The sequence below is a fragment of the Magnetospirillum aberrantis SpK genome (assembly GCF_011022235.1).
In the GTDB taxonomy this organism is placed as follows: domain Bacteria; phylum Pseudomonadota; class Alphaproteobacteria; order Rhodospirillales; family Magnetospirillaceae; genus Magnetospirillum; species Magnetospirillum aberrantis.
Window position 1 is genome coordinate 203,300 of record NZ_JAAIYP010000034.1, and the last position, 17,174, is coordinate 220,473.

Below are 17,174 nucleotides of genomic sequence, written 5' to 3' on the forward strand. Positions count from 1 at the left end.
GTTCTTATTGCCCGAAGGACATCGTGTGATAGGCCTTGGGAAGATCCTCCCCAAAGTCACCTTCGTTACCATCAAATTGGGGATATGGGAACCGCAAGTTCGCTGACAAGAGCGACCATTGCCGCACAATTTTCCAGGTAATACACCGGCGGGTGGGACGGGAACTCACCCGGTCGGGGAGGTTCTGGTCTGACCAGTACCGGAACGCAGCCGCAATTGACCGCACATTGCAGGTCGATATGGGAATCGCCGGCGAACCACACCGACTGCCCCGGCGCGATGCCCGAGCCGTCAAGCGCCATCAACACGGGTGCCAGGGCCGGTTTGTCGGCTTCGGCGTCGTTAGCGCCAACCAGGGCGGCGAATAGATCGGTCCAACCCAGCACTTCGGCTTCCTTGCGCAGAAAGGTGCCGCGTTTGTTGCTGACCACGCTCAGATGGATGCCGGCATCCTTGAAGGCCCTCAACATCTCGGCTGCGCCGGGCAGAGGCCGCAGGTGCGAGAGATGGATGGATTCGAAGCTTTTGGTAAAGACGTCACGGGCCTCGGGCCAGCGTTCGCCGAACATCTGCGGAAACGAATCGCGCATCGAGGCGGCGACGTTGGCCTGGGTCTCGACCATGTCCCATTCCGACATGCCGAAATGGCGGAAGGTCATATTGTAAGATTCCTGGATGCATACCCAGGAATCGACCAAAGTGTTGTCCCAGTCGAAGACGATGGCGCGTGGCCTGCTCACTTTTTGCGAAGCTCCTGGTAAAGGGCCCTGAGATGCAAGGTGATGGGGCCGGGATGCCCCTCACCTACCCTGAGGCCGTCGATCCGGGTGACCGGCAGCACGGTGACGGTGGTGCCGGTGACGAAGGCTTCGCGGGCGGCCATGGCCTCGGTCACGGTGAAGGGACGCTCTCCCACCTCGATACCCGCCTTGCGCGCCAGTTCGATCACGTTGGCCCGTGTCACCCCGGACAGGATGGCGCCATCGGCCGGATGGGTCAGAAGCGCGCCGTCCGCGGCGACGATAAAGGCGTTGGCCGCCGTCGCCTCGGTGACAAATCCGCCGGAATCCACCAGCCACGCCTCGGCAGCGCCGCTTTCTTTGGCCGATTGCCGGGCCAGCAGGTTGGGCAACAGGCCGACTGTCTTGATGTCGGGCCGCCGCCACCGCTGGTCGGACCGGGTGACCACGGCGATTCCCTTCTCCACCGCCTCGGTTGACGGCCCCTTGCTGGTCCAGGCGCCGACCACCAGGGTCGGCGGCGTTTCGGCGGGAAAGGTATGGTTGCGGGGTGCCGTACCGCGCGACACCTGGACATAGACCACGCCGTCGCGCACCCGGTTCATGTCGGCGACACGGCCCATGATCAGGGCCAGCACCGCCCGACGCACCGGCCAGGCGATGGCCAGCGCCCCCAAAGAGCGCTCAAGACGGTCCAGATGTTGTTCTAGATGGCACAACCGGCCGGTAACCACCGGGGCCACTTCGTAGACGGAATCGGCGAATTGGAAGCCACGGTCTTCCACATGCACCGCCGCTTCGTGGTGCAGGCAATATTGACCGTTCACATAGGTCACACGGGCCATCAGAAATACTCCAACCGCACCGAGAACATCTTTTCGACCTTCTTCACCGCTTCGGCGGTGGCGAACAAAACGACACGGTCGCCGGCCTGGACCACGGTGTTGCCGCGCGGACTGATGACCGTGCCATTGCGCACCACGGCCCCCAACAGAACCCCGACCGGCAGCTTGACGTCGCGCAGCGGCTTGCCCACCAGGCTTGAGGTCTCGAGCGCATCGGCCTCGATCAGTTCGCCGAACCCTTCGTGCAGGGAATGGACGGCATGGATGCGGCCACGGCGCACGTGCTGCAAGATGTTCGAGACGGTGATGGCACGCGGGTTGATCACCACGTCAACCCCCAAGGGGCCGACCAACGCCTTGTAGGACGCCTTGTTGATCAGGGTCATGGCGCGGCGCGCCCCGCTGCGTTTCGCCAGCAAGGCCGCCAGGATGTTGGTCTCGTCGTCGTTGGTGACCGAAACCACGGTTTCTGCGGTGGAGACCCCGGCTTCGGTCAGGATCTCCATGTCCAGGACGTCGCCGTTCAGGACCACCGAGCGGGTCAGGGTCTTGGCGACGAACTCGGCACGTTCCTTGTTGATCTCGATGATCTTGATGGCGACGTTGGGATGCTGGGCCTCGATCTGCTGCGCCAGGAACAGACCGATATTGCCGCCGCCGAACACCACGATACGCCGCGCTTCCTGGTCTTCGCGGCCGAACGCCGCCAACGCCCGGCCCACATGCTGGGTATCGACGACGAAATAGACCTCATCGCCTTCGAGCATCTGATCCTCGGCGGTCGGCACAATGGGCTTGCCGTCGCGGACAATGCCGATAACCACGATGGTCAGGTCGGGAAACAGCACGGTCAACTGTCTCAGCGGCGTGTTGATCAAGGGGGTATCGGGATTGCAACGCACGCCGATCAGCCGCACCTTGTCGCCGGCCAGCGGAATGACGTCGATGGCGCCGGGCACCTGTAGACGCCGGGTGATGGCCCGCGCCACCTCGATTTCCGGGCTGATGATGACGTCGATGGGCATGTGCTCGCGCGAGAACAAGGTCGCCCACATGGGCTGAAGATAGGATTGCGAGCGGATACGCGCGATCTTCGTCGGCACGTCGAACAGCGAATGCGCCACCTGACACGCCACCATGTTGACTTCGTCGGCATGGGTGACGGCGATCAGCATGTCGGCGTCGCCGGCACCGGCCTGTTCCAGAACAGACGGCTGCGAGGCATGCCCCAGCACGGCCTGGACATCCAACGTGTCGGTGATCTTGCGGATCAGTTCCGGCCGCTGGTCGATGACCGTGACGTCGTTGTTCTCGCTGGCCAGGTAATGGGCGATGTTGAAACCGACCTGGCCGGCCCCGCACACGATGACCTTCATGCCCGTCCCCTTAAAGTGTGGCCGTCAACTGCGGGCCTTTTCGTCGGTGTTGACCCCAAGCAGCTTGAGCTTGCGGTGCAGCGCCGAACGTTCCATGCCGACAAACGCGGCGGTTCGCGAGATGTTGCCGGAGAACCGGTTGACCTGAGCCAACAGATACTCGCGTTCGAACAATTCGCGGGCCTCGCGCAGCGGAAGCGTCATGATCTCGCTGGATTTCTCCCAACGCAAGACCACCGGGGTAATCGCATTGATTTCATTGGGCAGCATGTCGGCGCGTACCGGCTCGGACGCGTCGCCCGGCGCCATGATCAGAACCCAATCGATGGCGTTGCGCAACTGGCGCACGTTTCCCGGCCAGTCATAGGCCTGAAGGGCCGCCAACGCGTCCTCGCCCAACTGACGCGGCTGGGTGCCGGCGGCCTGGGCGGCAAGATGCATGAAATGGCGGGCCAGGGCCGGGATGTCTTCCTTGCGCTCACGCAAGGCCGGCACCCGGAACGGCACCACGTTCAGGCGGTAATAAAGATCCTCACGCAGACGACCGGCCGCCATCTCGGACTGAACGTCACGGTTGGTGGTGGCGATCACCCGCACGTCCACCTCGACCCGCTGGCCTCCCCCCACCCGCTCGAACGTCTGGTCCTGAAGGACGCGAACGATCTTGCCTTGGGTCTCAAGCGGCATGTCGGCCACTTCGTCCAACAGCAACGTACCGCCATGGGCCATTTCGAACGTGCCGATCTTGCGCGGGCTGTCCGGGGTTTCGCCATGTTCGGTACCGAACAGCTCGATCTCCATGCGGTCGGGATGCATGGCGGCGCAGTTCAGCACCACGAACGGTCCCTCGGCCCGGCGCGACCGGTTGTGGATGATCCGGGCCACCACTTCCTTGCCAGAACCGGCCGGCCCGGTGATCAACACACGGGAATTGGTCGGCGCCACCTTGTCCAACGCCTGACGGACCTGCTGCACGAACGGTGAATTGCCGACAAGTTCGGTCACCGGCGCCGCCGAGCCGGCACGCAAGCGCAATTCCTTGTTTTCACGACGCAGGTTGGCGGCCTCGATGGCGCGCTCGACGATGATCAACAGGCGGTCGGTCTGAAACGGTTTCTCGATGAAGTCGTAGGCACCGATCTTGATGGCTTCGACCGCCGTCTCGATGTTGCCGTGACCCGAGATCATCACCACCGGCACGTCGGGATGGTCGCGCTTGACCTCGGACAGGATGCCCAGCCCGTCCAGCTTCGACCCTTGCAACCAGATATCTTGGACGATCAGGCTGGGTCGTCGGGCACGCACCGCCTCGATCGCGGCGTCGGAATTGGCCGCCTCGCGGGTGGAATAGCCTTCGTCCTCAAGGATGCCGGCGATCAGGGCGCGAATATCGGCCTCGTCGTCGACGATCAGAATGTCATGCGCCATGGGTTGCCGTGTGCTCTGCGGACGCGGAAGCGGCCGGTTTCTCGGTATCGCGGAAGATCAGACTGACGCGGGCACCGCCACCGGAAGCGTCCTCCAAGATGAGATCACCGCCATGGTCTTCCATGATTTTCTTGACGATGGCAAGACCTAATCCGGTGCCCTTGGCCCGCGTCGTCATATAGGGTTCGGTCAGGCGGTCGCGGTTTTCCTTGGGCAATCCCTTGCCGTTGTCGGTCACATCCACCCGCCAGAAATCGCCATTTTGTTCGAGACGCAAACGGATGCGCCCAGGGGCAAGATCCTGTCCCTCGCGGCCGTGGATGGCCTCGACCGCGTTCTTCAGCAGGTTGGTCAGCGCCTGTCCGATCAGACGGCCGTCACAGGTCTGAGGCGCCGGACCATCGGGAAGCTCTGCCTCGAAGGAAACGTCTGGATAGCCGGTGCGTTGCAGGAATACCGCATGGCGGCAAATCTCGGTCAAATCCTCGGGCTTCATCTGCGGCGCCGGCATCCGCGCGAAGGATGAGAACTCGTCCACCATGCGGCCGATGTCGCCGACCTGACGCACGATGGTTTCCACAAGCTTTGAGTAAGTCTCAGGATCGCTTTGTATCTCTTTGAGATATTTGCGCTTCAGCCGCTCCGCTGAAAGTTGGATCGGAGTCAGCGGGTTCTTGATCTCGTGGGCGATACGCCGGGCCACATCGGCCCAGGCGGCGGTGCGCTGGGCCGACACCAATTCGGTGATGTCGTCGAAAGTGACCACATAACCGATGGTTTCGCCGGCCAATTGCTCGGCTGCCGCCCGCACCAAAAGGATACGTGAGCGGCCGTCGCGGAACAGCTTGATCTGTTGCTGCCCCAACCGGTCGGGACGGCGGCGGCATTCGTCGACACATTCCGCCAGTTCGGGCGCCACCACCGGCAACGGTTTGCCCACAGCCTGTTCGGGGTCCAGTCCGAGCATGTCGCAGGCGGAACGGTTGGGCAGATGCACCAGCCCGTCGCGATCCAACCCAATGACCCCGGCGGAAACGCCGGACAGCACCGTTTCGGTGAAGCGCGACCGTTCGTCCAGTTCCCGGTTGGCCTCCACCAGATCGCGGCGCTGGCTTTCCAATTGTTCGGTCATGCGATTGAAGGCGCGGGCCAGGGTGCCGACCTCGTCGGCGCCTTCTTCCGCGACCTTGACGTTCAGATTGCCGGCGCGAACCTTGTCGGCGGCGTCGATCAGTCGGGCGATGGGGGTCGCCAGAGACCGGGCCATGGTCAACCCCACCCACACCGCCGCCAACAGCAGCAACAGCGAGATCACCGCGAACACCAACGAGAACGCCCGTTCCAACCCGGCCCGGCGCCCCTCCAGGCGTTCGTATTCGGTCACCGCCGCCGACGTCTGCTCCATGTGGCCGATCACCTTGGGATCGACGAAGCGGCCAACGAACAGGTAGACCTCGCCATAGAAGTTTTGCAGGCGGACCAAAGCACGGACTCGGTCGTCGTCGTCGCTGGTCAGCACCGCGACTTCGCCGGAACGGGCTTTCTCATAGGCCCAATAAGGGATTTGTTCGACCCCGGACTCGATCGAGAATGCCAGCCCAGAGCGCGCCAACACCCGCCCTTGGCCTTCGAAGACAATGGCTTCGGTCAGGCCGCGGATAGCCGCCTGGTTGCCGATGAAGGCGGAGAAGCGCGGGCTGGAACGCACCAACTCGGCGCCTTCGCGGTTGATGTCGTTGGCCATGGCCAACGCATCGCCGCCGACGATCTGTTGATGTTCCTCAAGATAGGCCTTGGCCACCTGACGCGAGGCTTGAAGCGCGGTGCGGACCCGGTCGGAAAACCAGCTCTCGACACCGTAGCGGAAAAAGACGGTGGACCCCACCGACACCACGATGGCCGGCGTCACCGCCACCAGCGCGAACAAGATGACGAAGCGCAGATGCAGTTTCGAACCGGTGCTGCCTCGGCGCCCGGCCTGCCACACCGCCAGGATGCGAAGGCCGACGACCACGCCCAACGCCAGCAGCAAGCCCAGATCCAGCCCCAGCAGGGACAACACGGTACGGGGGTTGGGACCGATCGGGCCGGACACCGTCATGGCCAGGAAGGTCGCGGTCACCGACGGAATCACCGCCAGCGTCAACCCCAAGGCCACCTTGCGCGCCAGCCCCACCTGACGCGCCCACACCATCAAACGCGGGAACAATCGGCGACGGTCGCTGGACATGGCGTTACTTCAGGCCGCCGCGCGCCACTGGAATGTCGAGATCGCGGATCTTCTTGCGAAGCGTGTTGCGGTTGAGCCCCAGAATCTGCGCGGCCTTGATCTGGTTGCCGCGCGTCGCCTCAAGCGCCAGGGTGATCAACGGCCGCTCCACCTCGCGCAGGACGCGGTCATAAACGCCGGGTGGAGGCAGGTTGTCGCCGTGGCTGTTGAAATATTCCCGCAAGTGCCGCTCGACCGTGCTCGACAACCCCTCGCCTTCCACAGCACCCATGGCATCGACGGTGGGCATGCCACCGGCCAACTCGGCCTCGATCACCTCGATGCCGATGACTTCCTGGGAATAAAGCGCGGCCAGACGGCGTACCAGATTTTCCAGCTCGCGCACGTTGCCCGGCCAGCGGTGGCGCTTGAGCCGGTCCATGGCCTGGGCGTCGATGGTCTTGGCCGGCAATCCCTCTTGGGCGGCCAGGGACAGGAAATGACGCACCAGTTCCGGGATGTCTTCGGCGCGTTCGCGAAGCGGCGGCAAACGGATCGGCACCACGTTCAGGCGATAGAACAGATCCTCGCGGAACAGCCCTTGGCGAATCAGTTGGGTCAGGTCGCGGTGGGTGGCGGCGACGATCCGAACATTGGCCCGGATGGGGGTGCGGCCGCCGACGGTGGTGTATTCGCCTTCCTGCAACACGCGCAACAGCCGGGTCTGTGCCTCGGGCGGCATGTCACCGATTTCGTCCAGGAACAAGGTACCACCCTCGGCCTGCTCGAACCGACCGGCGGCACGTTGGGTGGCGCCGGTGAAAGCCCCCTTTTCGTGGCCGAACAACTCGCTTTCGATCAGTTCGCGGGGAATGGCTGCCATGTTGATGGCGACGAACGGGCCGTTGCGGCGCTTGCCATAATTGTGCAGCGCGCGAGCCACCAATTCCTTGCCGGTTCCCGATTCGCCGGTGATCATCACCGTCAGGTCGGTGCCCATCAGGCGCGCCAGCGTGCGGTAAATCTCCTGCATGGCCGGCGAGCGGCCGATCAGCGGCAGCTTCTCCTCATCCTCCGGGCCCTCACCACCATCGGCCGGATTGTTGCGCGGAGCCGTCAATGCTCGGTTAACGACGGCCACCAGTTCCTTGAGATCAAATGGTTTTGGCAGATATTCGAAGGCGCCGCGCTGGGTCGCCTTGACCGCCGTCAGCAGCGTGTTTTGCGCGCTCATGACGATGATCCGCATGTCGGGGCGGATCTTCTTGATGCGTGGCAACAGGTCGAGACCGCTTTCGTCGGGCATCACCACGTCGGTGATGACCAGATCCCCTTCGCCCTCGGACACCCAGCGCCACAGCGTCGAGGCGTTGCCGGTGGTGCGAACTTCGTAGCCGGCGCGTCCCAGCGCCTGGGCAAGAACGGTGCGAATGCCGCGGTCGTCATCGGCGACCAGAATGGTGGAAGTGGTATTCATCGCTTAGATGTCGTCCCCTTCTTGGACCATGGGCAACATGACCCGGAAGATGGTGCGGCGTGGCATGCTGTCGAACTCGACGATGCCGCCATGGTCACCGACAATTTTGGCGACCAAAGCAAGTCCCAATCCAGAACCGGAAGCCTTGGTGGTCACGAACGCATCGAACAGATGCGAACGCAAATCCTCGGGGATACCGGGGCCATTGTCCTGAATGCTCACCACCAGCGGCAGGTGGCGCCGGGTCTCGGACCCCGCCACCGCCAGACGCACCCCGTGCTGATAGGCGGTGGAGATGACGATTTCACCGCCATCGGCGGGAACCGCCTCGGCGGCGTTCTTCACCAGATTCAGGAACACCTGGATCAATTGGTCGCGATTGCCGAAAACCGGCGGCAAGGACGGATCGTAATTCTCGATGATACGGACGTTACGGCCGAAACCGTTTTCGGCCAGCCGGCGCACGTGTTCCAACACCTGGTGGATGTTGATGGCGACCCGGTCCACCGGCGGCTTGTCGGAAAATACTTCCATACGATCGACAAGCGCCACGATGCGGTCGGCTTCATCCACGATCAACCGGGTCAGCACGCGGTCGTCCTCGTTGGCGGTGCCTTCCAGCAATTGGGCGGCACCGCGGATACCAGACAACGGGTTCTTGACCTCGTGCGCCAGCATGGCGGCCATGGCGGTGACCGAGCGAGCCGCGTTGCGGCTGGCCAACGACCCGCCGATCTTCAGCGCGATCGATTGTTCGTGCAGCGAAAGCACCACATGGCCCGGAGTTTCGGCGATGGGAGCCGCCTGAACGGTGACCGTGCGATGGCCAGTGCGCGGCGTATCGAGCGCGATGCCATATTCCGAAACCACCAGGGCATTGTCGCGTGCCTGGAAAACCAGGGACAACACCGGGCTGTCGGCCGGCAACAGGTCGGTAAGCGGGCGGCCGCACAGATAGCTGGCGCCCGACTGGAACAATTGTTCGGCGGCGGCGTTGACGTATTGGATGACGTCGCGCCCGTCCACGGCGATGACCGCGCTGGCCAACGCCCCCAGCACGACGGCCGGGTCCATGGCGGTTTGGGGGGGGCGCGGACGGAAGATGGCGGTGGCCTTACCCATCAAGCGGCGACCTTTTCCAGCAAAGGAAGATAAAACGACCGGACGGCCTCGCGCACGGCTTCGGCGTCGTGCATGCGGTTGACCTGAGCCCGGAAATCGGTGGAACCGCGCAAGCCCTTGGAATACCAGGCGATATGCTTTCTTGCCATGCGAACACCGGTTTCGCGACCGTAATGGTTCAGCATGGCCTCGAAATGCTCAAGCACGATATCCAGCTGTTCGGCCAGCGTAGGGTCGGCCAAGTGTTCGCCGGTGGCCAGAAAATGGGCGACCTGACCGGGAAACCACGGACGGCCATAGGTTCCGCGCCCGATCATGACACCGTCCGCGCCCGATTGCTCAAGCGCACGCACCGCGTCTTCCTGCGTCTCGATGTCGCCGTTGACCACCACCGGAATGGAAACGGCTTCCTTGACCTGACGCACGAATCCCCAATCGGCGGTGCCGGTATAGAATTGCTGGCGGGTCCGGCCGTGCACGGTGACCATCTTGATCCCGCATTCCTGGGCGATCCGGGCCAGACGCGGGGCGTTCAGGCTGTTTTGGTCCCAGCCCATGCGGCACTTCAGGGTGACGGGAACATCCACCGCCTTGACGGTGGCTTCCATCAGCTTGCCGGCCAGCACCTCGTCCTTCATCAGGGCCGACCCAGCCTCGCCCTTGACCGCCACTTTCTTGACCGGACAGCCCATGTTGATGTCGATGATCGCCGCGCCGCGACCGGCGTTCATCCGCGCGGCTTCCGCCATCACTTCCGGTTCGCAGCCGGCAAGCTGGACCGAAATGGGCTGTTCGACATCGGTGTGGGCAACCATCTGCATGGTCTGGCGGGTTTCACGGATCATCGCCTGACTGGCGATCATCTCGGACACCACCAAGCCGGCCCCCATACGCTTGACCAGACGGCGGAACGGCATGTCGGTCACCCCCGACATGGGGGCAAGGATCACCGGGTTGTCGAGGGCAACCTGACCGACGGCAAGGGAATGACGAATTCGTGTCTGCATGAGTGCGTATTTATTATGCAGACCATGCCCAGCGCAACGGCAAAAGCCATTTGACACTGAACATTTTCGCGGCAAATGCCTAAAGCACCACCTGGGTAACGAATTTCACGCCGGGAAAAGCCAGGACCAACAACAGATACGCCACCAGAACCACACGGGCGGCGATGCGTCCACGCACGCCGCAGACACGGTGCCCCAGCAAAAGCGCACTGATCAGGCCAAAGGCGATCAACGACAGCAGGGTCTTGTGGTCCAATTTCCAGACCACCCCGGTTTCGAAATACTGGGTCGCCAGTCCTGAAGCGATTCCAAGGCCCAGGATCACCTCGCTGGACAGCAAAAGCCACCCCGACAGACGCTCGGAATCCACCACCGACGGCAACATCCTGGTCAGACGGGTCGGCCGCTTGCGTTTAAGCGCCCGTTCCTGAAGGAACACCGCCAGCGAGGCGACCGCCGCCAGGGTCAGCAAGGCATAGGTCAGAACCGAAACAAGGATGTGCAGGTCGATCCAGAACGCCGGCGCGCCACCGGCCATGGGCCGGGGTTCGCCACGGGCGATCGAAGCCACAAGGCCGACCGCCGCGAGATAAGGCATCAGCAATGGCCCCAGACGCCAGCCGGACGGCACAACCGCCGACAAAACCGCGAACAGTACGGTGGTGGTGGCGACGCTGACCCACAAGGCGGTGCCGAGGTCGGTCTGCCACGCCCCCGAAACCAGTGCCAGGGAAAAGACCGAGGTCGCGATGACGGCCATCCCGACAACGATCCAAAAGGCAGCGTCCCGCCGTGCGCCGCCGCGCAGCGGCACAAGAGCGGCGGGAACGAGGGACGCCAAGGCGACAGCGTTGAGGAGCACGGGTGTAGACATGGCGCGACTATACCACCGTTTGCGAATGGGAAAAGGCCGAGCCTGCGAGCACCTGCTCTTGGCAGACGCGGCGCGGGCGCATAGGCTGCTCGGCCACGGGCAAAGGAGGACAGGAATGGCGAAAGTGGTGGCGTTGGTGGTGGCGGCCGGACGTGGCCGCCGGTTTGGCGGCGACATGCCCAAGCAATACCAATCCCTGGCTGGCCGGCCGGTGCTGCGTCACACCCTGGCCCGTCTTGCCGCCAATCCGCAGGTGGACGCGGTCCGCGCCGTCATCCATTCCGACGACCTCGATCTCTATGCCGAGGCGGCCGCCGGGCTGGGATTGCTGGAACCGGTATTCGGCGGCGAAACCCGCCAGGACTCGGTGCGTCTTGGCCTGGAAAGCCTGTCTGCCCTGGGATGCGAGGTGGTGTTGATCCATGACGGCGCCCGCCCCTTTGTCGACACGGGAACGATCGCCCGCGTGGTCGCCGCCTTGGACAGCCATCCCGGCGCCGTCCCCGCCGTGGCGGTGGCGGACACCTTGAAACGGGGAAATGCCGGCCTGGTCGCCGGGACGGTCGACCGGGCGCATCTGTGGCGGGCGCAAACCCCGCAAGGTTTTCGCTTTCAGGACATTCTAGCCGCCCATCTGGCGGTCGCCGGCCAGGAACTGACCGACGACGCGGCCGTGGCGGAACAGGCCGGCCTGTCGGTCGCCCTGGTCCAGGGAAGCGAAGACAACTTCAAGATCACCACCACCGCCGACCTTGACCGTGCCGGCCGGGCTCTGTCCGGCCCCGGTGAAACCCGCATGGCCACCGGCTATGACGTCCATCGTTTCGCGCCGGGAACAGGGGTGTGGCTGTGTGGCGTCCAGATTCCCCACGATTTCGGGCTCGAGGGCCATTCCGACGCCGACGTGGCGTTGCACGCCGCCACCGACGCCCTGTTGGGAACCATCGCCGCCGCCGATATCGGGCGTCACTTCCCCCCCAGCGACCCGAAATGGAAGGGCGCCTCGTCCGACCGGTTCCTGGCCCATGCCGGGGCGTTGGTGGCGGGACTGGGCGGCCGCGTCGTCCATCTCGACATCACGGTGATCTGCGAACGCCCCAAGATCGGCCCCCATCGTGCCGCCATGCAGGCAAGGGTGGCGGAAATATTAGGCCTTTCCTACGACCGGGTCAGCATCAAGGCCACCACCACCGAAGGCCTGGGCTTCACCGGTCGGCGCGAGGGCATTGCCGCCCAAGCGGCGGCAACGGTGTGGCTTCCCGGTTAAGACCGCGTTTCGGCGGCGATCCAGGCCAGGAAAGCCGGATTGCCGCCGTCGATGGTCAGCGACACCACACAGGGGCAATCATAGGGGTGGCTGGCGCGCAACCGTTCGGTCAGGGCCGGGACCAGATCGGCGCGGGTCTTGAACAGAACGGCAATTTCGTCGTCCTGGTTCAGCTTACCGTCCCACCAATAAACCGAATGAATGGCTCCCAGCACGTTGGCGCAGGCCGCCAGACGTTCGGACACCGCCAGATTGGCCAGCCGCAAAGCCGTGTCACGGTCGGGCGCGGTGACATAGATCAGCCGGGCTTCCTCGCTCATTCCCCGCCTCCATTCGATACTGCCGCGTCATGATCGCGGCGCGCCTCAACTGCCATGGATGTTGCCGAGCGGCGATCCAGGATGTCTTCCAACACGTCCACACCTTCCACGACCCCCGAAGGTACGGCAACCTTCTGATCTGGAAGTGAAAACAACTTATGCAGTAGCCCCTCAAGCCCCCCTGTCAATTCCTGCGCGGTCGTCGGCAGGCACCGGCAGTGACGGGCCAGCCAGCGTTCGAGCGGCGGCGCCTCGGGCCAATCCGGCCGGGGCTCGTACAATACCGGCACACCGGCCAGACCGGCTTCACTGAAGGTCCCGTAGCCAGGTTTTCCAACAATCAGGTCGACCGAGGCGAACAGATCGGAGAAGGGCACGCCGGCCTTCTGCCACCGGGCCATGTCCGGCCGTCCCTCGGGAGTCGCGGCAAGCGTGCTGAGCCAGAACCAGCCAGGAACCTTCGGCCATCGTTCCTGATCGAGTCGGGGATCCACGCCGCCAAAAGCGATCATCCCCACCCGCACCCCGTTTTCCACCCGCAAGTTCCTGCGGATTTCACCACGCCGGTCGGCGCCCAATCGGGCAACGGGGCCGATGTCGCGAACGTTCGGCAGGCTCATGCTCTGAGCAGGTTGCGGCCGAAGAAACAGTTCGGCCTTGGCATAGGCCGCGCGCATCTCGGCCCGGAAAGGCTGACATTGCGGCAGATCGGCGAAAAAATGGTCCGCCAAGTCGGCCCAATTCAACGAGGAAAAGGCCACCACCGGAATGCCCGCCATCTCGGCGGCGGCAATGGTGACATAGGGCACGTTGGCCAACACCAGATCCGGGGCGGCGGACCGCAGCCGCTCCGCCTCACGCGCGACCAGAGCCGGAAAATCGGCATGCAGCGCCAGATAACGTTCGGCGCTGGCCGCAACGTCGACGGCGATGTCCGGGGTCATGACGAAACCGAAATCGGGAATGTCCGTCACATGTTCGAAATCGTCATAGCGGGTCGCCAGGAAATCGCGCGGCATGCCTGTTTGGATGGTCAGGCGCAGGTCGGGTCGCCGACGCCGCAACTCGGCCACCAACGGCGCGGTCATGGTGGCATGACCGAACCCATGCGGTGACAAGGCCACCCACAGATGCGGGGAAGAAAGGATCATGGCGGAAATAAAAGCATGGAGGATGAAAATGATAAAGCCCTGAAACCGGCTCGGCTTCAGGGCTTTATAATGGTCGGAGCGGCGGGATTCGAACCCACGACCCCCAGTCCCCCAGACTGATGCGCTACCGGGCTGCGCTACGCTCCGACCGGGCCAAGGACGATGAAATCCCTGGCATTTTATCCGAAGGAAACTCTTTCGGATGGGGGCTTTCGGCGGGTACCGCCGGAAGAGGGGCGCACTATACTCAGGAGCCCCCTGCCCCGCAACCCCCAAATTAACGGGGCTGCAAAAGACCGCGCAGGTGTTCCAACTCGCCCAGAAGGGCCTGCAATTCGCGGCGGGTTTCCGGCGAAATTTCCGGTGTGTGGGCGGATTGAACCACCGCGTCCTCCACCTCGACCGTGACGGGGGCAACCTCGCCGTCGTCCATGCCGCTGTCGTCCCCGGCCGCGTTCTCCGGTTCAGGCATGGGTTCGGGCTCGGCATCGTCCTCGGAATCGTTCCCCAGCGGCAATTCCACCTCGGCGGTCCGCACGGCCGCTGCGACGGCATCACGCACGCCGCCTTCGCGCAGCAGCTTCTGCACGCCCTTGATGGTATAGCCCTCACTGTAAAGCAGGTCACGGATACGGCGCAAAAGCACCACATCCTCGGGGCGGTAATAGCGCCGGCCGCCACCGCGCTTGAGCGGCTTGACCTGAGGGAACTTGCTTTCCCAGAAGCGCAGGACGTGCTGGGGCACGTCCAGTTCGTCGGCCACCTCGCTGATGGTGCGGAAGGCGGATTCCGACTTGCCGGAACGGCGGACTAAAGGAAGTTCGCCGTCGGCGGTCATCACAGCCCAGCCTTGGCCGAGGAAACCGGCCCTTCGTTGATCTTTTTCTTGAGCAGTTGCGACGGACGGAACACCAGAACCCGGCGCGGCAGAATGGGCACTTCCTCGCCGGTCTTGGGATTGCGTCCCACCCGCTGCCCCTTGGCGCGGACGGAGAAGCTGCCGAAAGACGAAATCTTCACCGATTCGCCGCGGGCCAGCGCCCCCGACAGCTCATTCAACACCGCTTCCAACAGATCCGCGGATTCATTGCGGGAAAGACCCACCTCTTGATAGATCGCCTCGCTCAACTGGGCGCGTGTGATGGTCTTTTCCGACATGACGCGACTTGCCTGAAAATGAAAGGGAATGGGATACAGACCCTATCCGCTTCGCGGAAAAGGGTCAATATCAAAGGGATGTGGGAAAACCTTAGCTCGGTTGCGCAAGAAAGCCTTGCCAGATACCGCAGCGCGGGATCAAAGGCGCGCCAGCGCCGACCCCCAGGTGAAACCGCCACCCATGGCTTCGAGCAGAACCAGATCGCCACGCTTGACGCGGCCATCGCCGAAAGCTTCCGCAAAGGCCAGAGGGATCGAAGCCGCCGAGGTGTTGGCGTGACGGTCAAGGGTGACCACCATGCGCTCCATGGGAAAGCCCAGCTTCTTGGCGGTACCTTCCAGGATGCGGCGATTAGCCTGATGCGGCACCACCCAGTCGATGTCAGCAGCGGTCAGGTCGTTGGCTTTCAGCGCCTCTCCCACCACTTCGGCCAGGTTCACCACCGCATGACGGAAAACCTCGCGCCCCTCCATCCGCAAATGCCCGACGGTCTGGGACGAGGACGGCCCGCCATCCACCTTGAGCAGGTCGTAGTGGCGACCATCGGAATGCAGGTGGGTGGACAAGATGCCGCGATCGGTGTTGCTGCCCTTTTCCCACGAACCGCGCAGAACCATGGCGCCAGCACCGTCGCCGAACAGAACACAGGTACCGCGGTCGTTCCAGTCGAGGATGCGCGAAAAGGTCTCGGCCCCCACCACCATGGCGGTCCGCACCTGCCCGGACTTGATGAAGTTGTCTGCCACCGACAGGGCATAGATGAAACCCGAGCACACCGCCTGGACGTCGAAGGCGAACCCAGAATTCATGCCCAGGCGCTGTTGCACGCGGGCGGCGGTGGCGGGAAAGGTGTTGTCGGGGGTGGCGGTGGCCACCACCAGCATATCCAGGTCCTCGGCCTTGATCTCGGCCGATTCCAGTGCCTTTCGCGCGGCGGCGACGGCAAGGTCGGAAGTGGTTTCATCCTCGGCCGCGATGTGGCGCTGGCGGATGCCGGTGCGCTCGATGATCCATTCGTCGGACGTGTCGACCATGCCCGCCAGTTCGGCGTTGGTCAGGATGCGGGACGGCAGATAGGAGCCGCAGCCAACGATGTGGGAGCGCAGAATCATTTTGCGGGATTATCCGTTTCCGGCGACACGCTGCGCGGCAGCGGCCTCCTGAGGTTTCAGGTGCTCCAGCTCCCGCCGGATGCGGTCGTTGTAGCCATGAGCCACCAGATCGACAGCGACGCCGACCGCGTTGGCAAAGCCGAAAGCGTCCGTGCCGCCGTGGCTTTTGACCGCGATGCCATTGAGGCCCAGGAACATGGCGCCGTTATAGCGACGGGGGTCGGTGCGCAACTTGACCTTGTTAAGGGCGCGGCGCGCCAACAAGTATCCCAACTTAGCCAGCAACGAGCTGCCGAACGCATGACGCAAAAAGCCCGAGAAGAACTTCACCGTGCCTTCGGCGGTCTTGAGCGCGATATTACCGGTGAAGCCATCGGTAACCACCACGTCCACGGTCCCGGCGCAGATGTCGTTGCCCTCCACGAATCCATGGAAACGGATCGGCAACTGGCTCTCGCGCAGGATGTTGGCGGCACCGCGCACGGCATCGTTGCCCTTCAACTCCTCGGCACCGACGTTGAGAATGCCGATGGTCGGCTTTTCCAACCCCAGCACGGCACGGGCGAATACCTCGCCCATCACCGCGAACTGCACCAGATTGTTGGCGCCGCATTCGACGTTCGCGCCCAGATCGAGCATGACGGTTTCACCGCGCTCGGTCGGGAACAGGCCGGCGATGGCCGGCCGGTCGATTCCCGGCAACATGCGCAGGACGAACTTGGATACCGCCATCAGGGCGCCGGTATTGCCGGCGGAAACCACGCCCGCCGCCTCGCCCTTGACCACGGCGTCCACCGCCAGCCACATGCTGGTGCGACGCCCTGTCCGCAGAACCTGACTGGGCTTGTCCTCCATCGACACCGATTCCTCGGTGTGGCGAATCTGACAGATACCCTTGAGTTCCGGGTAACGTTCAAGAAGCGGTTCGATACGGCGGGTATCACCGAACAGCAGATAGCGGACGTGCGGAAGCCGCACGTGCGCCAGCCGGACCCCTTCGACGACCATGTCAGGGGCGTGGTCGCCCCCCATGGCGTCGATGGAGATGGTTACGGGTGCGCTCACCGTCTTGCGCTCCACCGAACGT

At 63.7% G+C, this 17,174-nt stretch carries 16 protein-coding genes and 1 tRNA gene; 1 reads left to right on the forward strand and 16 read right to left on the reverse strand.

The features are described from left to right. Positions 1-71: 71 nt before the first annotated feature. From G4223_RS07210 to G4223_RS07250, 9 genes are all read right to left on the reverse strand, one after another. The gene (locus G4223_RS07210; protein WP_163677097.1) at positions 72-740 is read right to left on the reverse strand and encodes an HAD hydrolase-like protein; all 669 of its coding nucleotides are present in this window, start codon (positions 738-740) and stop codon (positions 72-74) included. Next, on the reverse strand, positions 737-1,585 hold the full coding sequence (locus G4223_RS07215; RefSeq protein WP_163677100.1) for a D-amino-acid transaminase: 849 nt from the start codon (positions 1,583-1,585) through the stop codon (positions 737-739). Before G4223_RS07215 ends, G4223_RS07210 begins: the two co-directional genes overlap by 4 nt. Further along, the gene (gene trkA / locus G4223_RS07220; protein ID WP_163677103.1) at positions 1,585-2,961 is read right to left on the reverse strand and encodes a Trk system potassium transporter TrkA; all 1,377 of its coding nucleotides are present in this window, start codon (positions 2,959-2,961) and stop codon (positions 1,585-1,587) included. Before trkA ends, G4223_RS07215 begins: the two co-directional genes overlap by 1 nt. Positions 2,962-2,985: 24 nt before the next feature. Continuing rightward, the gene (gene ntrX / locus G4223_RS07225) at positions 2,986-4,389 is read right to left on the reverse strand and encodes a nitrogen assimilation response regulator NtrX (RefSeq protein WP_163677106.1); all 1,404 of its coding nucleotides are present in this window, start codon (positions 4,387-4,389) and stop codon (positions 2,986-2,988) included. Next, on the reverse strand, positions 4,379-6,619 hold the full coding sequence (locus G4223_RS07230; protein ID WP_163677109.1) for a sensor histidine kinase NtrY-like: 2,241 nt from the start codon (positions 6,617-6,619) through the stop codon (positions 4,379-4,381). Before G4223_RS07230 ends, ntrX begins: the two co-directional genes overlap by 11 nt. Positions 6,620-6,623: 4 nt before the next feature. Beyond that, positions 6,624-8,075, reverse strand: coding sequence for a nitrogen regulation protein NR(I) (gene ntrC / locus G4223_RS07235; protein WP_163677111.1), 1,452 nt, complete (start codon positions 8,073-8,075; stop codon positions 6,624-6,626). Positions 8,076-8,078: 3 nt separating this feature from the next. Beyond that, complete coding sequence (locus G4223_RS07240; RefSeq protein WP_163677114.1) at positions 8,079-9,197, reverse strand: two-component system sensor histidine kinase NtrB; 1,119 nt, start codon at positions 9,195-9,197, stop codon at positions 8,079-8,081. Next, positions 9,197-10,204, reverse strand: coding sequence for a tRNA dihydrouridine synthase DusB (gene dusB, locus G4223_RS07245; RefSeq protein WP_163677116.1), 1,008 nt, complete (start codon positions 10,202-10,204; stop codon positions 9,197-9,199). The genes G4223_RS07240 and dusB overlap by 1 nt, the downstream gene beginning before the upstream one ends. A 79-nt stretch (positions 10,205-10,283) precedes the next feature. Continuing rightward, positions 10,284-10,964, reverse strand: a complete 681-nt coding sequence (locus G4223_RS07250) for a cytochrome C assembly family protein (RefSeq protein ID WP_338086838.1) — start codon at positions 10,962-10,964, stop codon at positions 10,284-10,286. A gap of 229 nt (positions 10,965-11,193) precedes the next feature. On the opposite strand from G4223_RS07250, the gene G4223_RS07255 reads away from it, so the two are divergent. Beyond that, positions 11,194-12,345, forward strand: coding sequence for a bifunctional 2-C-methyl-D-erythritol 4-phosphate cytidylyltransferase/2-C-methyl-D-erythritol 2,4-cyclodiphosphate synthase (locus tag G4223_RS07255; protein WP_163677122.1), 1,152 nt, complete (start codon positions 11,194-11,196; stop codon positions 12,343-12,345). On the opposite strand, the gene cutA is transcribed toward G4223_RS07255, so the two are convergent. The 7 genes from cutA to plsX form a co-directional block, all read right to left on the reverse strand. After that, positions 12,342-12,665: a divalent-cation tolerance protein CutA gene (cutA, locus tag G4223_RS07260; protein WP_163677124.1), complete on the reverse strand. Its 324-nt coding sequence runs from the start codon at positions 12,663-12,665 to the stop codon at positions 12,342-12,344. The genes G4223_RS07255 and cutA overlap by 4 nt on opposite strands. Beyond that, complete coding sequence (locus G4223_RS07265) at positions 12,662-13,753, reverse strand: hypothetical protein (RefSeq protein WP_163677127.1); 1,092 nt, start codon at positions 13,751-13,753, stop codon at positions 12,662-12,664. The genes cutA and G4223_RS07265 overlap by 4 nt, the downstream gene beginning before the upstream one ends. A 133-nt stretch (positions 13,754-13,886) precedes the next feature. Next, positions 13,887-13,963, reverse strand: a tRNA-Pro gene (locus tag G4223_RS07270). Between the two features lie 130 nt (positions 13,964-14,093). Beyond that, entirely contained in the window at positions 14,094-14,654 is a 561-nt protein-coding gene (locus tag G4223_RS07275; protein ID WP_163677129.1) for a MerR family transcriptional regulator, read from the reverse strand. Further along, entirely contained in the window at positions 14,654-14,974 is a 321-nt protein-coding gene (locus tag G4223_RS07280) for an integration host factor subunit alpha (protein ID WP_163677132.1), read from the reverse strand. Before G4223_RS07280 ends, G4223_RS07275 begins: the two co-directional genes overlap by 1 nt. Positions 14,975-15,112: 138 nt before the next feature. Then, positions 15,113-16,087 carry a beta-ketoacyl-ACP synthase III gene (locus tag G4223_RS07285; protein WP_163677135.1) on the reverse strand — a complete coding sequence of 325 codons (975 nt, stop codon included), beginning with the start codon at positions 16,085-16,087 and terminating at the stop codon, positions 15,113-15,115. Between the two features lie 9 nt (positions 16,088-16,096). After that, the gene (gene plsX / locus G4223_RS07290; protein WP_163677138.1) at positions 16,097-17,152 is read right to left on the reverse strand and encodes a phosphate acyltransferase PlsX; all 1,056 of its coding nucleotides are present in this window, start codon (positions 17,150-17,152) and stop codon (positions 16,097-16,099) included. Positions 17,153-17,174: the final 22 nt, after the last annotated feature.